Consider the following 18,593-nt stretch of genomic DNA (forward strand, 5'->3'; position numbering starts at 1 on the left):
GCGGGGCCTCAGCGCGCGACGGTGGCGGACGCGGCCGACGTGGTGTCAGGCGTGGCGCTCGCGACGGAGGTGCCGGCCGGCTTCGCGCCCAGGTCGACCGTGCGCACCTTGTCGCCCACCTTCACGCGCTGCGAGCCTTCCATCAGCACGCGGTCGCCCGCGGCCAGGCCGTCGATCACCTGCCAGCGCGTGCCGATGGCGCGGCCGATGCGGATGGGCCGCTTCTGGACCTTGTCCTCGGCGTCGATCACCAGCGTGGAGGCGCTGCCGTCGGGCGCGCGCGTGACGGCCTGCTGCGGCACCAGCAGCGCGGCGTCGTTCTCGCCTTCCTGCAGCACGGCGCGCACGTACATGCCGGGCATCAGCAGCTTGTCGGGGTTGGGCACCACGGCGCGCAGCGTGACGCTGCCGGTGCCGGCATCGACCGTCACGCCGCTGAAGGTGAGGCGCCCGGCGTGCGGGTAGGGGCTGCCGTCTTCCAGCAGCAGCTGGATGCGCGCCTCGGCCTCGCTGGCGCGCTGCAGCCGGCCGCTGGCCAGCTCGCGCTTCAGGCGCAGCAGCTCGCTGCTGGACTGCGTGACGTGCACGTGGATCAGGTCGAGCTGCTGCACGGTGGTCATGGCCGCCGCCTGGTTGGCTGTGACCAGCGCACCCGGCGTGACCGTGGACAGCTCGGCCCAGCCGGTGATCGGCGAGGTGATGCGTGTGTAGCCCAGCTGGATGCGCGCGGTCTGCTCGGCGGCGCGGGCCACGCCGAGGTCGGCCTCGGCCTGCTGCTCGGCGGCTTGCGTTTCGTCGAACACCTGGCGGCTGATGGCGTCGATCTTCACCAGCTCGGCATTGCGCTTGGCGACCGTGCGTGCCGTGGCCAGGGCCGACTCGGCCTTGCGCACGCTGGCCTGCGCGCTGGCGTGGGCCGCCTGCAGCGAGGCGGGGTCGAGCTGGTAGAGCACCTGGCCGGCCTTGACCTGCGAGCCTTCGGTGAAGAGCCGCTCCTTGAGGATGCCGCCGACCTGCGGGCGGATCTCGGCGATCACCGGGGCCGCGGTGCGACCGGGCAGCTCGGTGCTCAGGGCCAGCACCTCGGACTTGAGCGTGACGATGCCGACTTCTTTTGCCGGGGCGTTGGCCGCCTTGGCTGCGCCGGGGGCCTCCACATTGGTGCGCGAGCACCCCGCGAGGGCGGCGGCGATGCACAGGGCCGTGAGGAGCGGGGCGGAGCGGGAGGCAAAGTGGACGGGCATGGACAGGCAGAAGTAACGAAAGCCAAAGATGGAGCGGGCTCGCGCCGTCGAGTTCAATGCCGCGGCGCGGGGGCGGCGAACTTTACAGAGCGGAAACCGTGCCATGTCCCGAGGGGACTGGCGGGTGGCGTCGAGTGTGCGGCCCCACAGTTAAGCGGGTGTGAAGCGGGACATTGCCCGCATGAAAAACCCGCCTGAAGCGCTCTCTATGGTTTCTTCTTCGCCTGCGCGACCAGGAAATCGACCAGCAGCTGCAGCGGCCCGACCTCGTTGTCGCTGCGGTAGAGGATGCCCAGCGGCGCGATGGGCGCGTTCATGCGCAGCGGCAGCTCGGCCACGGCCGCGCGGTCGAGCTGGTCGAGCACGGTGCGCGGCACCGGCACCACCACGTCGGGCTGCGAGAGCAGGGCGCGCACCAGCTGCGGCGTGAGCACCTGGATGGCATGCGGGCGCGGCACGATCCGCTCGGCGGCCCAGGCGGCCTCCATCACCTGGCGCACCGCGAAGTGCGCGGGCGGCAGCACCCAGCGCGAATCGGCGAGGTCGCGCAGCCGCAGGCGCTTGCGCTGCACGGCCGGGTGGCCGATGCCGGCGATGACCACCACCTCGTCGCTGCGCAGCGGCACGAAGCGGTGGGCATCGGGCACGCGCGCCGGCTGGCGCAGCAGCACGGCGTCGAAGGCGCCCGCGCGCAGGCCGATCGTGAGCCGTTCGATGTTGCCTTCCTCGATGAACAGGCGCAGCTTGGGGTGCTTCGCATGCAGCAGGTTCAGCGCGGGCTGCAGCACGCTGGCGATGGCCGCCTCGATGGCGCCGATGCGCAGCGCGCGCGTCTCCTGCGCGGCCAGCGCCGCGAGGCCGTCGCTGGCCACCTGCATGGCGTCGATCACCATGCGCGCGTGCAGCGCCAGCAGGCGTCCGGCCTCGGTGATGCGCATGCCGCGCGCGTGGCGCTCGAACAGCGGCGTGTCGAGCAGGCCCTCGACCTCCTGCAGCATCTGCGTGGCCGCCGGCTGGCTGATGTGGATCGCCTCGGCCGCGCGGCGCAGGTGCGAGTGCGCGGCCAGCGCGTCGATGAGCTTCAGGTGGCGCAGGCGCAGGCGCGCGAGCAGCCGCTCGTGCAGCACGGAGGAGGGCGTAGTTGTGTCGGCGGCCATCGATAGGCAATCATTATCAGTCGATGCAAAAGCGATTGGACACCAATCGGTGGCCTTCCTACGCTCACGGGGTCGGGCGGCAGACAAGGGCGCATCGGCTGCCGACCCGACGGGGCTGTGCGGACGAAGGGCTCCCGCCCGGCGGGTCCTTCCCTTTCTTGCTTTTCTGACAACACATCACCATGTCCCACCGATTCCGTCCGGCCGCGCGCCTGTGCCTGCCCATCGTCCTTGCCGTCTCGTCCCTGTGCGCCTCGGCGCAGGAGGCGCCTGCTGTTGCCACATCGCCCGCGCCGGCCGCCGCCGTGCCGCTGTACCCGCTGATCGCCGAGCGCTCCAAGGCCATCGAGCAGAAGGTGATCGACTGGCGCCGCGACATCCACCAGCACCCCGAGCTGGGCAACCAGGAAAAGCGCACCGCCGCGCTGGTCGCGGCCCACCTGAAGGCGCTGGGCTACGAGGTGCGCGAGGGCGTGGCCGTGACCGGCGTGGTCGCCACGCTGCGCGGCGGCAAGCCCGGCCCGGTGGTGGCGCTGCGCGCCGACATGGACGCGCTGCCCGTGAAGGAACAGGTCGACGTGCCCTTCGCCTCCAAGGCGCGTGCCCAGTGGGGCTTTGCGACGGTCGACGTGATGCACGCCTGCGGGCACGACGGCCACGTGGCGATCCTCATGGGCGTGGCCGAGGTGCTGGCCTCGATGAAGGCGCAGCTGCCGGGCACCGTGAAGCTGATCTTCCAGCCGGCCGAAGAAAAACTGCCCAATGCCGAGATCGGCGGCGCGCGCCGCATGCTGGCCGAAGGCGCCTTCGACGCGCCCAAGCCCGACGCAGTGTTCGGCCTGCACCTGGTTTCGGCGCTGAACACCGGGCAGATCGGCTACAAGAGCGGCCCCATCACCGCGAGCTCGGACACCTTCAAGGTCAGCGTGAAGGGCCGTCAGACGCACGGCTCGCAGCCCTGGAGCGGGGTCGACCCGATCGTGCTGGGCTCGCAGATCGTGCTGGGCTTCCAGACCATCGCGAGCCGCCAGGTCAACGTGACCAAGGAGCCCTCGGTGCTCAGCGTGGGCACCTTCAACGCGGGCACGCGCTACAACATCATTCCCGACAGCGTGGAGATGAGCGGCACGCTGCGCACCTACGACGACGAGATGCGCCAGTTCATCATCAAGCGCATGGGCGAGACCGCCTCGCACATCGCGCAAAGCGGCGGCGGCACGGCCGAGGTCCGCGTCGAGGCCGACGGCTACGCCCCGACCGTGAACGACCCGGCCCTGACCGCGAAGATGGTGCCCAGCCTGCAGCGCGTGCCCGGCGCCACGCCGATCGTGATCCCGAAGGGCACGGGCGGCGAAGACTTCTCGTTCTTCGCGCAGAAGGCGCCCGGCCTGTTCGTGATGATCGGCGCCACGCCGCCCGGCCGCGACGCGAACAAGGCCGAGCCCAACCACTCGCCGCGCTTCTTCGTCGACGAGGCCAGCCTGCTGGTGGGCGTGCGCACGCTGACGCAGCTGACGGTGGACTACATGGCGGGCGCGCAGCGCTGACCTGAGCGAATCGGCTGCTCCAGCGCATCCGAAAGCGGAAACAGGTGCTGCGCGATGAAGTCCACGAACACACGGATCCTGGGCGACAGCTGCCGGCTCGACGGCCACAGCACGTGGAAGATCATGTGTTCGCGGTTGTGGTCGTCCAGCACCGTGACCAGGCGGCCCTGTTCCAATTGCTGGCGCACGGCGATCTCCGGCACGCAGGCAATGCCCAGCCCCTGCTCGGCAAAGCAGACCTGCGGGTCGAGCGTGTTGGTCACCATGCTGGCCGGCAGGTCGATGGCGGGCGCGCCGGCCGCAAGGCCCAGCGGCCACACGTCCAGCTTGCCTGTGCTGGGAAAGCGGTAGAGCAGGCAGGCGTGGCTTGCCAGATCTTGCGGTTCGCGCGGCACGCCGGCCCGGCGAAAGTAGGCCGGCGCACCGACGATCACCTTGCGGCACGAGCCGATGCGGCGCGCCATCAACCGTGAATCGCTGGGCTCGCCGGTGCGGATGACCGCGTCGAAGCCTTCCTCGATGACGTCCACCAGCCGGTCGGCGTAGTCGATGTCCAGTTCGATGTCGGGGTAGAGCCGCTTGAATGCCGCCAGCTTGGGCATGAACAGGGTGCCCACCGACGGCAGGCTGATGCGCAGCTTGCCGCGCGGCGCGCTCTGTGTCTGCAGCAGCTCCGCTTCGGCCGATTCCACCTCGCAGAGGATGCGCCGGCAGCGCTCCAGGAACAGCGCGCCTTCCGGCGTCAGGTGGACGGTGCGCGTGGAGCGATGGAACAGCCGCACGCCCAGTCGTTCTTCGAGCCGCACGATGGCCTTGCTGACGGCCGAGGCCGAGATGCCCAACTGCTGCCCCGCGGCCGTGAAGCTGCGCGTTTCGCCGGCGCGAACGAAGACGTTCAGCGAACCCAGGTTTTCCATGGAGCGACTTTGATTGATGACTAGAGAGTCATATGTATTTGAAACTTTAGCCCATTTTTCATTGATGCATTCCCGCCCACACTGCGGTGAACGCCAACGCGGGCCACCCGGCCAACGCGGGCACAGACGATGGAAAACAACTGAATGACCACCACAACCGCCACCGGGGGCGAGCGCACTGAACGACTGCCCGTGGCCGCCTTGCTGGCCCTGTCGATGACTGGCTTCCTGGCACTGCTGACGGAAACGATGCCGGCCGGCATGCTCTTGCGCATCAGCCAGGACCTGGGCGTGTCGGAAGCGCTCGCGGGCCAGTTCGTGACCCTCTATGCCATCGGCTCGCTGGTCGCGGCCATTCCGCTGACGGCGGCCACGCTGGGCTGGCGGCGCCGGCCGTTGCTGATCGCGGCGCTGGCCGCCGTGCTGGCCTTCAACACGCTCACGGCGCTGACGTCGAGCTATGCCGTCGCGCTGGTTGCGCGCTTCATGGCCGGCATGGCGGGCGGCCTGATCTGGGGAATGCTGGCGGGCCATGCGCGGCGCATGGTGCCCGAGCACCTCAAGGGGCGCGCGCTGGCAGTGGCCGGGCTGGGGGCACCGCTGGCGTTGTCGCTGGGCGTCCCGCTGGGGACGTTGATGGGTGCCACGCTGGGCTGGCGCACCGCGTTCGGCAGCATGTCGCTGCTCACGCTGGCGGTGATGGCCTGGGTCTTCCTGCAGGTGCCCGACTATCCGGGGCAGACGGCCGAAAAGCGCGCGCCGGTGCGCCGGATCTTCGTCACGCCCGGCGTGCGACCGGTGCTGGCCGTGCTTGCGCTGTGGGTGCTGGCGCACAGCATTCTCTACACCTACGTGATGCCGTTCCTGGCGCCGGCCGGCCTGTCCGATCGGGTCGATGCGGTGCTGCTGGTCTTCGGCGTGGCATCGCTGGCCGGCATCTGGATCAGCGGGCTGCTCATCGACCGCATGCTGCGCTCGCTGGTGCTGCTCGCCCTCGCGGGCTTTGCGCTGGCGTCGCTGGCCCTGGGCGTCGCCGGCACGTAGCCGGTGGTGGTCTATGTCGCGGTGGCCGTGTGGGGGCTGACCTTCGGCGGCTCCGGGGCCTTGCTGCAGACCGCGTCGGCCGAAGCAGCCGGCCCCGGCGCGGACGTGGCGCAATCCATCCTCGTGACGGTGTGGAACATCGCCATTGCGGGCGGCGGCATCGTCGGTGGCGTGCTGCTGGAGACATCGGGCGTCGGCGCTTTTCCATGGGCACTGCTGGTGCTGTTGCTTCCCGGCCTTCTGATTGCCTGGGCATCGCGTGCGCACGGATTCCCCGCGAGACCGCACCGGTCGTCCAACTGATTCCGAAGGGCGCGGAGCATTTCGCGCGCAACGGGCGGGGCCCGCGAGAAAGGCAGGGGCTCGCTCAGAGCCAGTTGCCACCCTGCGGCATCTGGATCTGCTCGGCCGGGTCGCCGCCTGTCACGAACGAGCCGATGACGATGCTCAGCAGCGAGACGAAGATGCTCGCGAACAGCGCGGTCCAGAAGCCCGACACCTTGAAGCCCTTCACCAGCGCCGCCACCAACAGGATCATCAGCGCGTTGATGACCAGCAGGAACAGGCCGAAGGTCAGCAGCGTCAGCGGCAGGGTCAGGAAGATCAGCAGCGGCTTGACGATGGCGTTGGCCAGCCCGAGCAGCAGCGCCGACACGATCAGCGCCGAGGTGCTGTCGAACTTGAGTCCCTTGAAGAGATGGCTGGCGACCCACAGCGAGATGCCGGTGATGGCCCAGTGGACGAGGAAAGGGGTGATGTTGTTCAGCATGGCGTGCGGTGTGTGTCGGCAGCCCGCATGGTAAACGGGGCGTCGCGGCGGACCGTTGCGCGGGGCGGGCGGATTTTCTGCGGTTACTTCCCGAAACCATGGCCGACAGGCCGTTAAGATCGCGAACTTCCGGCGCCTGCGCAGGCGCCTGTCTCCATCTTTCTCTGGTTTGGCCGAATCCACCACGGTCATGCATCCATGGCGAATGCGTCGATCGCAAGCGTGACACCCGCTCCGGCGTCGGCCGACGAGGCCGAGTCGTGGGTGCGCGGAGAACTCATCCGCAGCCTGATGCGCTCGGCGCGCGGCTCCTACCTCGTCTCGGCGGCGCTCATGCCCGCCATGGTCGGCCTGAGCTGGGGCCACGTGCCCCGCTGGGAGCTGCTGACCTGGCTGGCCGCCGGCATCATCGCCACCGCCTGCCGGGCCTGGGGCGCGCGTGTGTACGCCGTGCGCTATGCCGGGCGCAGCGCCGTCGCGCAGCAGCAGTTCACCGACCGCTACGGCTTCGTGTGGAGCACCAGCGCGGTGGTCTGGGGCTGTTCGGTGCTGCTGTTCTTCGAGCGCACGCCGCAGGTCAACCAGTTCATGAGCTGGCTCATCGTGGCCGGCGTGGGCACCTTCCCGCTCAACGGGCTGGCGCTGCACCCGCCGCTGCTCAAGCGCTACGTCAACACGCTGTTCATCACCATGCTCGGCGCGGTGCTGGTGCGCCTCGTGGCCGTCACCATGCAGCACCCGCATTTCCAGTACGGCTACCTCATGCCGCTGCTGCCGGCGCTGCACTGGTTCCTGCTGCTGCGCGCCGGCCGCAACATCCATGAGACCGCGCGCAACAGCCTGGAGCTGCTGTTCCACAACCACATCCTGATCAAGTCGCTCACGCAGCAGCGGCAGGCGGCGGTGTCGGCCGTGGCCATGAAGAACCGCTTCCTGGCCAGCGCCGCGCACGACATGCGCCAGCCCGTGCTAGCGCTGTCGCTGTACGCCGACTGGCTGCGCAACGAGCCCGAGCTGGTGCTCGAACTGGCCCCGAAGATCGTGCGCGCCACCCACGCGGTGAACGCGCTGTTCGACTCCATGTTCGACCTCGCGCGCATCGACGCGGGCCAGGTGCGCCTGCACATCGAGCGCGTCGACGTGGCCGAGCTGCTGCACGACCTGGAGCTGCAGTACCGCCCCGTGGCCGAGAGCCGGGGGCTGGACTTCCGGGTGCACGTGACCGAGGGCTCGTTCCTCACCGATCCGATCCGCGTGCGCCGCATGATCGGCAACCTGCTCGCCAACGCCATCAAGTACACGACCGAAGGCGGCGTGCTGCTGGCCGCGCGCCAGACCCGCGAGGGCATGCGCGTGGAGGTGTGGGACACCGGCATCGGCATCGCGCCCGAGCACCTGCGCGACGTGTTCCTGGAGTTCTACAAGGTCGCCGACCATGCCGGCACCTCCGACGGCTTCGGCCTCGGCCTGGCCATCGTGGCGCGGCTGTCGCACGTGCTGGGGCACCCGGTCAGCGTGCGCTCGCGCCTGGGCAGCGGCAGTGTGTTCCGCGTGGCGCTGCACGACGCCGACGAGGCGGTGGCGCAGGCACGGGTGAGTGCGTCGGGCGGCTGAGCACGAGAGCGACGCGCCCATAAAAAAACCGCGCTGTTGCGCGGTTTTTTCCTTCCAGTAACACCGAGGAACCGGCTCTGCCGGGCCTCAGGTGTTGCCCCCTGCAAGGGGGTTGGCGTAGCGACACGAAGTGCGCGAAGCCTGGGGGTTAGCCAGACAACAGCCCATTCGTGCGTGCATAGTGCAAGGCCTGCGTACGGCTCTTCACGCCCAGACGGCGGAACAGGCGCCACAGGTGCACCTTCACCGTGTGTTCGCTGATCTCCAGGTCGGTGGCGATGTCGCGGTTGCTCATGCCCTTGTCGAGCATGGCGATCAGCTGGGTCTGGCGCTTGGAGAGCTTGCCGCTGTTGGCGGCCGGCATCTCCTCGGTGTCGTCTTCCGACCCGGCCATCAGCAGGCCGCGCAGGGCGGCTGCCAGCTCGTTGGAGCTGGCCGACTTCTCGATGTAGGTGTCGGCGCCGGCCTCGATGCAGGCGTCTTCCATGTCGGCGGCCGGGGCTGCCGAGTACACGGCGATCGGCACGTTCGGATAGACCTGCTTGACCGCGATCACGCCCGAGACGCCATTGGTGTCCGGCAGCTTCAGGTCCAGGCAGAAAAGAGTGGGCGCGCCACGCTGCTGGACCGAACTGGCGAGCTTGTCGAGCCGCTCGAGCTCGACGATGTTCTCGGCGGGGCGCAGGCGACGCAGGACCATCACGATCGCGTCGCGCATCAGGGGGTGGTCGTCGATGACATAAATGCTCATGTTTTCTTCCTTTGTGATCGCACCGTCTTCTCTCTTGTCACACCCGCCGGCGGATGGCCCGCGGGTTGTTGCCGGATCAATGTCCCTGGGTGGTGGACGTTGCCTCCGCCAGTGCCTCCAGCGCCTCGGTGGCGGCGCGAGCCTGTTGCGCGTCGACCGGTTCGAGCTGCGCGGCCAGTGCCGTGAGCGCCGCGCCGCGTTGCGCCTGCAAGTCGGCGATGGTACGGCCGGCTTCTTGCGGTGACGCGAATCCACGGCTTTGCAAAAGGGTTTCGCCGCGCGCATCGAGCAGCTTGAAATAGAACAGGCCGTCGGCCTTCTCGCGGTATTGCTTGAAGCTGGGCTTTGCCACCTTGGCGGCCTTGGTGCCGGCGCCGTCGCGGCCCGCCGCGAGGTTGCGCAGGCCGACCGCGTGGCGCAGCGAGGTCATGAAGGGGCGGGACAGCTTGCGCGCCTTCTCGGCGCCCAGCAGCAGGATGCGCTCGATCTCGGCCGGGTCGTTCATGAGCGCCTCGTAGCGCGCGCGCAGCGGCGCCACTTCGCGGTCGATGCGTTCGAACAGCACCTGCTTGGCGTCGCCCCAGGCGATGCCGTCGGCATACGCCTTGCGCAGCGCTTCGGTTTCCTCGGCACTGGCAAAGGCCTGGTAGATCTGGAACAGGGCCGAGCCCTCGGTGTCCTTGGGCTCGCCGGGCGCGCGCGAGTCGGTGACGATGCTGGCGATCTGCTTTTGCAGCTGCGCGCGCGGCGCGAACAGCGGGATCGTGTTGTTGTAGCTCTTGCTCATCTTGCGGCCATCGAGGCCGGGCAAGGTGGCGACCGCATCGTCGATCTCGGCGTCGGGCAGCGTGAAGTGCTCGCCGTACTGGTGGTTGAAGCGCTGCGCCATGTCGCGCGCCATCTCGATGTGCTGCACCTGGTCGCGGCCCACGGGCACCTTGTGGGCGTTGAACATCAGGATGTCGGCGCCCATCAGCACGGGGTACATGAACAGGCCCGCCGTCACGTCGGCGTCGGGCTCCTCGCCCTTGGCGATGTTCTTGTCGAGCTGGGCCTTGTAGGCATGCGCGCGATTGAGCACGCCCTTGCCGGTGACGCAGGTGAGGAACCAGGTGAGCTCGGTGATCTCGGCGATGTCCGACTGGCGATAGAAGGTGACGCGTTCGGGGTCGAGCCCGCAGGCCAGCCAGCTGGCCGCAATTTCGAGCGTGGAGCGCTGGATGAGCGCAGGCTCCTGCACCTTGATGAGTGCGTGGTAGTCGGCCAGGAAGAAGTAGCTCTCGACGCCCGCCGCGACGCTCTGGCGCACCGAGTGGCGGATCGAGCCGACGTAGTTGCCGAGGTGAGGCGTGCCCGACGGCGTGATGCCGGTCAGGACGCGCAGGGGAGCTGGAGAAGACGAAGCCATGTGACGGAAGGAGAAACTTAGAGCAGCATTGCCTTGAGCGGCGTGATGAGCAGGTTGACCACGAAGTAGCCGGCATCCATCAGCGGGCGCAGCCAGTAGTTGCTGACGATGCCGGCGAGCACCAGCGCCATCACGATGAAGAAGCCGTAGGGCTCGATGCGCGCCAGGAAATTCTGCGCCGGGCCGCTGGGCAGCAGGCCGGCCAGCACGCGGCCGCCGTCGAGCGGGGGCAGCGGGAACAGGTTGAAGGCCCACATCACGAGGTTGACCAGCACGCCGCCCTGGCACATCTTGATGAAAAAGGTTTCACTGACGCCCGCCGCAACGATCACGATGAGCAGCACGGCCCACAGGATGGCCTGGATGAAGTTGGAGGCCGGGCCCGCGAGCGCGACCCACACCATGTCGCGCTTGGGATGGCGCAGGCGGTTGAAGTTGACCGGCACCGGCTTGGCATAGCCAAACAGGAAGGCGCCCGAGGTCGCGAAGTACAGCATCAGCGGCATCAGGATGGTCCCGATGGGGTCGATGTGCTTCATGGGGTTGAGCGTCACGCGGCCCATCATGGCGGCGGTGTTGTCCCCGAAGTGGCGCGCCACGTAGCCATGCGCCGCTTCGTGCACGGTGATCGCGAAGATCACCGGCAGTGCGTAAATCAGAACCGTCTGTATCAGATTGGAAATATCCACTGCGCGATTGTGTCAGAGAGGAATGGGGCGGCCGAGCCGTTCGTCAGAGGCCAAGCACCGCGAGCGCACCCCGGCCCTGGCGCACCACGACCGGGTCGTCGCCCGTGCCCATGGGCGTGAGGTCGACCACGGTGGTCGGCTGCGAAGGGCAGGCGCCGGCATCGATGACGGCGCCGATCTGCTTCTCGAAGCGCTCGCGGATTTCCTGTGCGTCGTTCAGCGCTTCGGTCTCGCCGGGCGCGATGAGGGTGGTGGCCAGCAGTGGCGCGCCGTGCAGTTCCAGCAGCTCCAGCAGCACCTTGTGGTCGGGCACGCGCAGGCCGATGGTCTTGCGTTGCGGATGGCTCACGCGGCGCGGCACTTCCTTGGTGGCTTCGAGCAGGAAGGTGTAGGGCCCGGGCGTGGCGGCCTTGAGCAGGCGGTACTGCTTGTTGTCGACACGCGCGTAGTTGGCCAGTTCGCTCAGGTCGCGGCACAGCAGCGTGAGGTGGTGCTTGTCGTCGACCTGGCGGATGCGGCGCAGCTGGTCGACCGCGTCCTTGTCGTCCAGGTGGCAGGCCAGCGCGTAGCTGGAGTCGGTGGGCACCGCCACGACCTCGCCGCGCGCGAGCAGCGCCACGGCCTGCTTCAGCAGGCGCTGCTGGGGGTTCTCGGGGTGGACTTCGAAGTACTGGGCCATGGTGAATTGCTCCTGATCAGGATTCCGCCGGTTCGATCGGCACGCGCCGCTCGCGCACGGTGAGCCACGCGCCGGCGGCGCCGCACACGGCGATCATCGCCATGCCGATCAGCGAGAAGCGGTCGGGCACGTGGGAAAAGATGAGCCAGCCGCCCAGCATCGCGAAGGCGATCTGCGCGTACAGGTACGGGGTGAGGGTGGACGCCGGCGCGCGCTGGTAGGCCAGGATCAGCATGAAGTGTCCCACCGTGCCCATGAAACCCATGAGACACAGCAGCGCCCACCATTCCCACGAGGGCAGGGCGGTCCAGGCGAAGGGCACGGCCACCGAGGCCAGCAGCGTGCCGACCCAGCCGGTGTAGAAGTGCATGGTCAGCGGGTTCTCGGTCTGCGCGAGCTTGCTCGTGAGCACCTGGAACCAGGCGTTGGTCAGCACCAGCCCCAGCGGCAGCAGCACGGCCCAGCTGAAGCTGCCGCCGCCCGGACGCAGGATGACCAGCGTGCCGATGAAGCCGCCGGCCACCAGCGCCCAGCGCAGCGGCGAGACCTGCTCCTTGAGCGTGGTGGCGGCCAGCAGCGTGATCACCAGCGGCGCGATCAGCACGATCGACGTGAACTCGGCCAGCGGCATGTAGCGCAGGCTCAGGAAGGCAAAGAGGCTCGAGCCCAGCAGCAGCGCCCCACGCAGCGCCTGGTAGCGCGGGTGCTGCGTGCGCAGCAGGGCCGTGCCGCGCAACGGCAGCAGCACCAGCGTGGTGGCCACGGCCTGGAAGGCGTAGCGGAACCACACGCCCATGAGGATCGGCACGGCCAGCGTCGAGTACTTGGTGGCGGTGTCGAGCGTGGCGAAGCAGGCCACCGCCAAAATGACCAGCCCGATGCCTGCCAGGATGCGTTCGGATTCGGTGCGGCGGCGGGTTTGCGCTGCGGCGCGTGCCTGGGCCAGCGCGGCGGTGGCCGCGCTGTCGATGCCGGGCCCGGGGCTCTGGCTCACTGCTGGATGCGGTGGCCGAGCAGTTCCCACACCGGCGTGAGGCTGCCGGGCAACGGTGGCAGCTTGCCGAGATCGCAGTGGCTCTCATCGGGGCTGTGGAAATCGCTGCCGCGCGAGGCGGCGAAATCGAACTCGAGCGCCTTGTCGGCGTACTCGACGAACTCGGCCGGCGTGTGGCTGCCCGTGACGACCTCGATCGCCTGGCCGCCGTGCGCCTTGAATTCGAGGAACAGCGCGTACTCCTCGTTGGCCGTGAACTTGTAGCGGCCCGGGTGCGCGATCACGGCCATGCCCTTGGCGGCGGTGATCCAGTGCACGGCGTCCTTCAGCGAGGCCCAGCGGTGCGGCACGTAGCCGGGCTTGCCTTCGGTGAGGAACTTGCGGAACACCTCGGGGGTGTCGCGGCAGTGGCCCTGTTCGACCAGGAAGCGCGCGAAGTGCGTGCGCGAAATCAGTTCGGGGTTGCCGACGAACTTGAGCGCGCCTTCGTAGGCGCCGTGGATGCCGACCTTGGCCAGCCCCTCGGACATTTCCTGCGCGCGCTTGCCGCGGCCGCCGCGCGTGTCGTACAGGCCTTGCGACATGGCGGCGTCGTCGGGGTCGAAGCCCAGGCCGACGATGTGCACGGTTTCGTTCGCGAAGGTCACCGAGATCTCGGTGCCCGTGAGGTAGCGCATGCCGTTTTCGCGCGCGGCCGCGGCGGCGCGGTGCTGGCCGCCGACCTCGTCGTGGTCGGTGAGGGCCCAGAGCTCGACCCCGTTGGCGGCGGCGCGGGCGGCCAGCGCTTCGGGCGTCAATGTGCCGTCGGAGACCACGGAGTGGCAGTGAAGATCGGCATTGAGAGTAGAAGACACCGGCCGATTCTAGGCGCTCTCGCCCGCCGACACCGGCGTGTGGATGCTTCGCGGTGCTACTAGATAAATAGCATTAACCTCATCGCCCAAGCGGCTTGGCGCGCGCCGTCCCGTGGGCGCTCAGGCGCGCAGGTCGTGCCTGACGAGGTCGGCGGCGCGCTCGGCGATCATGATGATCGGCGCGTTCGTGTTGCCCGACACCAGCCGCGGCATCACCGAGCCGTCCACCACGCGCAGCCCTTGCAGCCCGTGGACCCGCAGGCGGGCATCCACCACCGCGTCGCCGTCGTCGGCGGGGCCCATGGCGCAGGTGCCCACCGGGTGGAAGATGCTGCCGCCGCGGCGGCGCACCCAGTCCAGCAGCTGCGCGTCGCTGGCCAGCGCGGGCCCGGGCTCGTGCTCCTGCGCCAGGTAGCGCGCCAGCGGCGGCGCGGCGGCGATCTCGCGCATCTTGCGCACCAGCCGCACGGCCAGCGCGCGGTCGGCTTCGTGCGACAGGTAGCGCGGCTGGATCGACGGCGCCGCCAGCGGATCGGCCGAGCGCAGCATGATCTCGCCGCGGCTGTGCGGGCGTAGCAGGCAGGCCGACAGCGTCACGCCCGGGAACGGATGCGGCGGCTGGTGCGGCCGCTCGAAGCTCACCAGCCCGAAGTGGATCTGCGCATCGGGCCACCCCGCGGCCTCGTCGCCCGCCGGAAAGAAGGCGCCGGCGCGGTAGACGCCGCCGTTCAGCGCGCCGCCGCGCGTCAGCAGGTAGCGCATGAACTCGCGCGCGCTGCGCCAGCGGCTGTGGGCGATGTCGTTGAGCGTTTCGATGCCCTGGCAGCGGTAGCTGGGCCGCACCTGCAGGTGGTCCTGCAGGTTGCGGCCCACGCCCTCGAGCGGCGCCACCACCGGCAGGCCCAGGCGGCCCAGCAGCCCGGCCGGCCCCACGCCCGAGAGCTGCAGCAGCTGCGGCGACTGGATGGCGCCGGCGCTCAGGATCACCTCGTGCCGCGCCGAGACGCGTTCGGCCTTGCCGTCGCGCACACAGTCCACGCCGACGGCGCGCGGCCCCTCGAAGCACACGCGGGTCGCCTGCGCGCCCGACAGCACGCGCAGGTTGGGCCGGCCCCGCGCCGGCGCCAGGAAGGCCCGTCCGGTATCCATGCGCCGGCCGTGGCGCGTCGTCATCCGGAAGTAGCCGGCGCCGCTGTTGTCGCCACCGTTGAAGTCGGCCGTGGGCGCGATGCCGGCATGCGCCGCCGCGGCGATGAAGGCATCGGACAGCGCATCGCGCGGCAGCTCGGACACCCACAGCGGCCCATCGGCAGCGGGCTGCGACCGGTCGAAGTAGGGGCGCACGCTGTCCCAGTCCCAGCCCGGGTTGCCCAGGGCGGCCCACTGGTCGTAGTCGGCGCGGTGGCCGCGCAGGTACAGCATGCCGTTGATGAGGCTGGAGCCGCCCGGCCCCCGACCGCGCGGCCAGGGCAGGCGGCGCTGCGCCATGTCGGGCTCGGGGTCGGTCTCGAAGCGCCAGTCGTGCCGGGGGTGGCCGACCGTCTTGAAATAGCCGATGGGAATGCGCAGCCACGGGTTGCGCGAGGGCTGTCCCGCCTCGACCAGCACCACCTGCAGCGCAGGGTCTTCGCTCAGGCGGGCGGCCAGCACGCAGCCCGCCGAGCCGCCCCCGACGATCACGATGTCCGTCTGCATCGCGCGCGCTCAGTCGGCCTTGATGCCGGCGTTGCGGCCCAGGCGCAGCCACTTGTCCGACTCGGCCGCCAGCACGGTGCGAAAGCGCGCCGGCGTCATCGGCTCCGGCTCGAGCGCCAGCGTGGCCAGGCGCTCGCGCACCTCGGGCGCGGCCAGCGCCTTGGCGAGCGCATCGCCGAGCCGCTCGACGATCTCGCGTGGCGTGCCGCTGCGCACCGTCATGCCGTCGAAGGAGCGCAGCTCGAAGCCCGCGTAGCCCTGCTCGATCATCGTGGGCACGGCGGGCAGGGCCGGCAGGCGTTGCGCGCCGGTCACCGCGAGCGCGCGCAGCTTGCCGGCCTGGATGTGGGGCAGCGCCGCCGACGCGGTCAGGAACATGGTGTCCAGGCGCCCGGCCAGCAGGTCGCCCACCGCCATCGGGAACTGGTTGTACGGCACGTGCGTGAGCTGGCTGCCGGTCTGCTGGGCGAACAGCGCGCCGGCCAGGTGCGCCGGCGTGCCGTTGCCGCCGGAGCCGAAGCTCAGCGTGCCCGGCCGGGCCTTGGCCGCGGCCTCCAGTTCGCGCGGCGAGCCCAGCGCCGAGGCGGCGGGCGCCACCAGCACGTTGTAGCTCCAGGCCGTCATGCCGACCGGCTCCAGGCTCTTGAGCAGGTCGAGCGACTGGCCCGGGAACAGCAGCGGCGCCACCAGCGAGGCCGACGACAGCATGTAGACCGTGTAGCCGTCGGCCGGCTGGCGCAGCACCTCGCCCAGGCCCACGGTGCCGGCCGCGCCCGGCCGGTTCTCGACGAACACGGTCTGGCCCAGCGCGCCCGCCATGCGCTCGGCCACCACGCGGCCCGCCACGTCCGCCGGCGTGCCGGGCGCCCACGGCACGATCAGGCGCACGGGCCTGGACGGGTACGCCTGGGCCGCGGCGCCGGCGGGCAGCAGCCCGGCCAGCAGGGCGGCGGCCATGAGGGCGGCGCAAAAGGATCGCTTCGTCGGTTCGGTCATCGCGGGTCTCCGGGGTGCCAGGGCGGTGGGCGGATTCTGGGCAGGCCGGGGGAGGGCGACAAATGAGAAATCCGAGCGTACTCATACCGTTGCCGATATAAATGGCCATGGCCTCCTTCCTGGAACGAAACCTCACGCTGCGCCAGCTGCGGCTGCTCAGCCAGCTGGGCCGCACGCTCAGCCTGAGCAAGTCGGCCGAGCTGCTCAACACCACCCAGCCCGCGCTGTCGCGCACGCTGGCCCAGCTCGAGGCCACGCTGCAGGTGCGCCTGTTCGAGCGCACCACCAAGCGCATCGCGCCCACGGCGGCGGGGCTGAGCATGGTCCGGCACGCCGACCGCGTGCTGGGCGAGTTGATGCTGGCCGAGGAGTCGCTGCGCGACCTGCGGGTGGGCGTGAGCGGCGAGCTGCGCCTGGGCGTGCTGCCTGTGTTCTCGGCGCAGCGGCTCGCGGCCGCGCTGCTGCAGGCCTCGCAGATGCTGCCCCACGTGCGCCCGATGGTGCAGACGCTGGAGATCGAGGACCTGCACGCCGCGCTGCAGGACGGGCGCATCGACCTCATGCTCGCGCACGCGGAGTGGACGGTCGACCTCAACCGCGTCGAGGTCACGCCGCTGTACGAGGAGTTCAGCAGCATCGTGGCGGCGCCGCGGCACCGGCTGGCGCTCAAGCGCGCGCCGACCTGGGCCGAGGCCGCCAACGAGCGCTGGGTGCTGCCGCCGCACCGCACGCCGCTGCGGCCCAAGCTGGACCGCATGCTGTCGGTGCACCGCCGCCCGGGCGGCCCGCACCCGGCCGACATCCAGGCCGACTCGGCCCCGCTCGCGCTGCACCTCGTGCGCAGCTCGGGCCTGCTGTGGGCCACCGCCAACCACTACGCCGAAGACTTCGAGCGGCGCGGGCTCGTGCGCCGCATCGCCATGCCGGGCGAACTGCTGCGCGGCCCCATGTGCGCCTTCCGCCTGCGCAGCGAGGCGATGAACACGCCCACGCGCGTCTTCCTGCAATGCATGCAGGACGCGGCCGTTGCACCGCTGCCGTCGTTGGACTGACCGGGCGGACGGGCGGGTGCTGTGGCGCCTCAGCGCTTCTTGCGAAACGCCGTCCAGGCGGCCACGGCGGTGAAGGTGGCGACGATCGCCACCACGATCCAGAACCCGTGCCTGTGCTCCGCCAGCGGAATGCCGCCGACGTTCATGCCGAACAGGCCGGCCAGGATGTTGATCGGCAGCGCCAGCACCGTGACCACCGTCAGCACGAACAGGCTGCGGTTGTTGTCCTCGTTGACGTTGGCGGCGATTTCTTCCTGCAGCAGCTTGATGCGCTCCTGCAGCGCCTGCATGTCGCGCAGCACCACCGAGAACTCCTCGGTCGAGCCGCGCAGCTCCTGCACGTCGGGCTCGGCCATCCAGGCCGGCGGGCCCTGCAGCAGGCGGAACAGCGCGGCCGGCTCGGGCGCCAGCAGCCGCTGCAGCCGCACCAGCAGCCGGCGCAGCACGCCCAGGCGCGCGCGCTTGTGGTCCAGGCGCCCGGCCAGCAGCTCGTCCTCGATGCGGTCGATGCGCGAGGTGACGCCGCGCACGATCTTCACCAGCACGTCGGCCTGCGCGCGCAGCAGGTGCTCGAGCAGCTCGGTGCTCGAGCGCGGCGCCTCGCCCGCCTTCACGGCCGTGCGCAGCGCGTCGACCGAACGCAGCGGCTTGGTGCGCGCCGTGACCACCAGGCGCGGGCCGACGCTGATCCACAGCGTGGAGATGTCGGAGGGCTCGAAGCTGAACTCGAAGTGCACGTCGTTGATGACCGCGATCAGCGAGTCGTCGGCGCGCTCGATGCGCGTGGAGGGCAGGCCTTCGTGCAGCGTCTCGTAGAAGGTGTCCGACAGCGCCGCGTGCCGCGTCAGCCAGCGCTCCGCATGGGCGTGGCTCAGGTTGAAGTGCAGCCACACGTAGGCGTTGCTGTCGCCGAGCCGGCCGGCATCCGCCAGCCACGCGGCGGCCTGCGCCGAATCGATGGCCCGCGCGGGTTCCGGCGCCGCGGCGTCGAACAGGTAGCCGCAGATCAGCCCGGCTTCGTCGCCGCCATAGGACTGCGCGGCGAGGTCATGAAATACCGACAAGGTGCGTGGTCAGAAAAGACATGTGAACAGGCAGACGCCCGTTTGGCGGGCTGCCAGCATGCCCCGGATGGTGTTCGTGCCATGTGACAACGGCGTGTCGGCTTACAGAAAACAGCCGC

Annotated in this window: 16 protein-coding genes and 1 pseudogene; 4 read left to right on the forward strand and 13 right to left on the reverse strand. The window is 69.9% G+C overall.

The annotated features are described in order from the left end of the window. Positions 1–8: 8 nt before the first annotated feature. Positions 9–1,244 carry an efflux RND transporter periplasmic adaptor subunit gene (locus tag ACAM42_RS09050; RefSeq protein ID WP_369631788.1) on the reverse strand — a complete coding sequence of 412 codons (1,236 nt, stop codon included), beginning with the start codon at positions 1,242–1,244 and terminating at the stop codon, positions 9–11. Between the two features lie 206 nt (positions 1,245–1,450). Further along, a complete protein-coding gene (locus ACAM42_RS09055) occupies positions 1,451–2,401 on the reverse strand; it encodes a LysR substrate-binding domain-containing protein (RefSeq protein ID WP_369631789.1) in 951 nt (316 codons plus the stop codon). 182 nt (positions 2,402–2,583) lie between these two features. Here ACAM42_RS09055 and ACAM42_RS09060 point away from each other — a divergent pair, with 182 nt between their 5' ends. After that, complete coding sequence (locus tag ACAM42_RS09060; protein WP_369631790.1) at positions 2,584–3,948, forward strand: amidohydrolase; 1,365 nt, start codon at positions 2,584–2,586, stop codon at positions 3,946–3,948. Here ACAM42_RS09060 and ACAM42_RS09065 read toward each other — a convergent pair. Continuing rightward, on the reverse strand, positions 3,924–4,865 hold the full coding sequence (locus ACAM42_RS09065) for a LysR family transcriptional regulator (protein ID WP_095946654.1): 942 nt from the start codon (positions 4,863–4,865) through the stop codon (positions 3,924–3,926). The genes ACAM42_RS09060 and ACAM42_RS09065 overlap by 25 nt on opposite strands. 144 nt (positions 4,866–5,009) lie before the next feature. On the opposite strand from ACAM42_RS09065, the pseudogene ACAM42_RS09070 reads away from it, so the two are divergent. Further along, positions 5,010–6,212: pseudogene (locus tag ACAM42_RS09070) on the forward strand (MFS transporter). Positions 6,213–6,276: 64 nt separating this feature from the next. On the opposite strand, the gene ACAM42_RS09075 reads toward ACAM42_RS09070, so the two are convergent. Then, the gene (locus tag ACAM42_RS09075) at positions 6,277–6,678 is read right to left on the reverse strand and encodes a phage holin family protein (RefSeq protein ID WP_062482043.1); all 402 of its coding nucleotides are present in this window, start codon (positions 6,676–6,678) and stop codon (positions 6,277–6,279) included. A 222-nt stretch (positions 6,679–6,900) separates the two neighbouring features. Between ACAM42_RS09075 and ACAM42_RS09080 the strand changes: the two genes are divergently transcribed. Next, positions 6,901–8,292, forward strand: a complete 1,392-nt coding sequence (locus tag ACAM42_RS09080; protein ID WP_235926745.1) for a HAMP domain-containing sensor histidine kinase — start codon at positions 6,901–6,903, stop codon at positions 8,290–8,292. Positions 8,293–8,440: 148 nt separating this feature from the next. Here the strand turns inward: ACAM42_RS09080 and ACAM42_RS09085 are convergent, their stop codons facing one another. The 8 genes from ACAM42_RS09085 to ACAM42_RS09120 form a co-directional block, all read right to left on the reverse strand. Further along, positions 8,441–9,043, reverse strand: coding sequence for a response regulator transcription factor (locus ACAM42_RS09085; RefSeq protein ID WP_056578680.1), 603 nt, complete (start codon positions 9,041–9,043; stop codon positions 8,441–8,443). A gap of 76 nt (positions 9,044–9,119) precedes the next feature. After that, on the reverse strand, positions 9,120–10,451 hold the full coding sequence (locus ACAM42_RS09090) for a tryptophan--tRNA ligase (RefSeq protein WP_062482122.1): 1,332 nt from the start codon (positions 10,449–10,451) through the stop codon (positions 9,120–9,122). 17 nt (positions 10,452–10,468) lie between these two features. Further along, positions 10,469–11,140, reverse strand: a complete 672-nt coding sequence (locus ACAM42_RS09095) for a site-2 protease family protein (RefSeq protein ID WP_062482125.1) — start codon at positions 11,138–11,140, stop codon at positions 10,469–10,471. 43 nt (positions 11,141–11,183) lie between these two features. After that, a complete protein-coding gene (locus ACAM42_RS09100; protein WP_095744107.1) occupies positions 11,184–11,819 on the reverse strand; it encodes an L-threonylcarbamoyladenylate synthase in 636 nt (211 codons plus the stop codon). 16 nt (positions 11,820–11,835) lie between these two features. Further along, on the reverse strand, positions 11,836–12,813 hold the full coding sequence (locus ACAM42_RS09105) for a DMT family transporter (RefSeq protein ID WP_369631791.1): 978 nt from the start codon (positions 12,811–12,813) through the stop codon (positions 11,836–11,838). After that, positions 12,810–13,667: a 3',5'-nucleoside bisphosphate phosphatase gene (locus tag ACAM42_RS09110; RefSeq protein ID WP_062482136.1), complete on the reverse strand. Its 858-nt coding sequence runs from the start codon at positions 13,665–13,667 to the stop codon at positions 12,810–12,812. Before ACAM42_RS09110 ends, ACAM42_RS09105 begins: the two co-directional genes overlap by 4 nt. A 120-nt stretch (positions 13,668–13,787) precedes the next feature. Next, the gene (locus ACAM42_RS09115) at positions 13,788–15,362 is read right to left on the reverse strand and encodes a GMC family oxidoreductase (protein WP_369631792.1); all 1,575 of its coding nucleotides are present in this window, start codon (positions 15,360–15,362) and stop codon (positions 13,788–13,790) included. Between the two features lie 9 nt (positions 15,363–15,371). Continuing rightward, entirely contained in the window at positions 15,372–16,358 is a 987-nt protein-coding gene (locus ACAM42_RS09120; RefSeq protein ID WP_369631793.1) for a Bug family tripartite tricarboxylate transporter substrate binding protein, read from the reverse strand. A gap of 107 nt (positions 16,359–16,465) precedes the next feature. Here ACAM42_RS09120 and ACAM42_RS09125 point away from each other — a divergent pair, with 107 nt between their 5' ends. Continuing rightward, on the forward strand, positions 16,466–17,410 hold the full coding sequence (locus tag ACAM42_RS09125; RefSeq protein WP_369631794.1) for a LysR family transcriptional regulator: 945 nt from the start codon (positions 16,466–16,468) through the stop codon (positions 17,408–17,410). 29 nt (positions 17,411–17,439) lie between these two features. Here the strand turns inward: ACAM42_RS09125 and ACAM42_RS09130 are convergent, their stop codons facing one another. Beyond that, positions 17,440–18,474 carry a transporter gene (locus tag ACAM42_RS09130; protein WP_369631795.1) on the reverse strand — a complete coding sequence of 345 codons (1,035 nt, stop codon included), beginning with the start codon at positions 18,472–18,474 and terminating at the stop codon, positions 17,440–17,442. Between the last annotated feature and the right edge of the window lie 119 nt (positions 18,475–18,593).

Origin of the sequence: Variovorax sp. V35 (genome assembly GCF_041154465.1) — a bacterium.
Classification (GTDB): Bacteria; Pseudomonadota; Gammaproteobacteria; order Burkholderiales; family Burkholderiaceae_C; genus Variovorax; species Variovorax boronicumulans.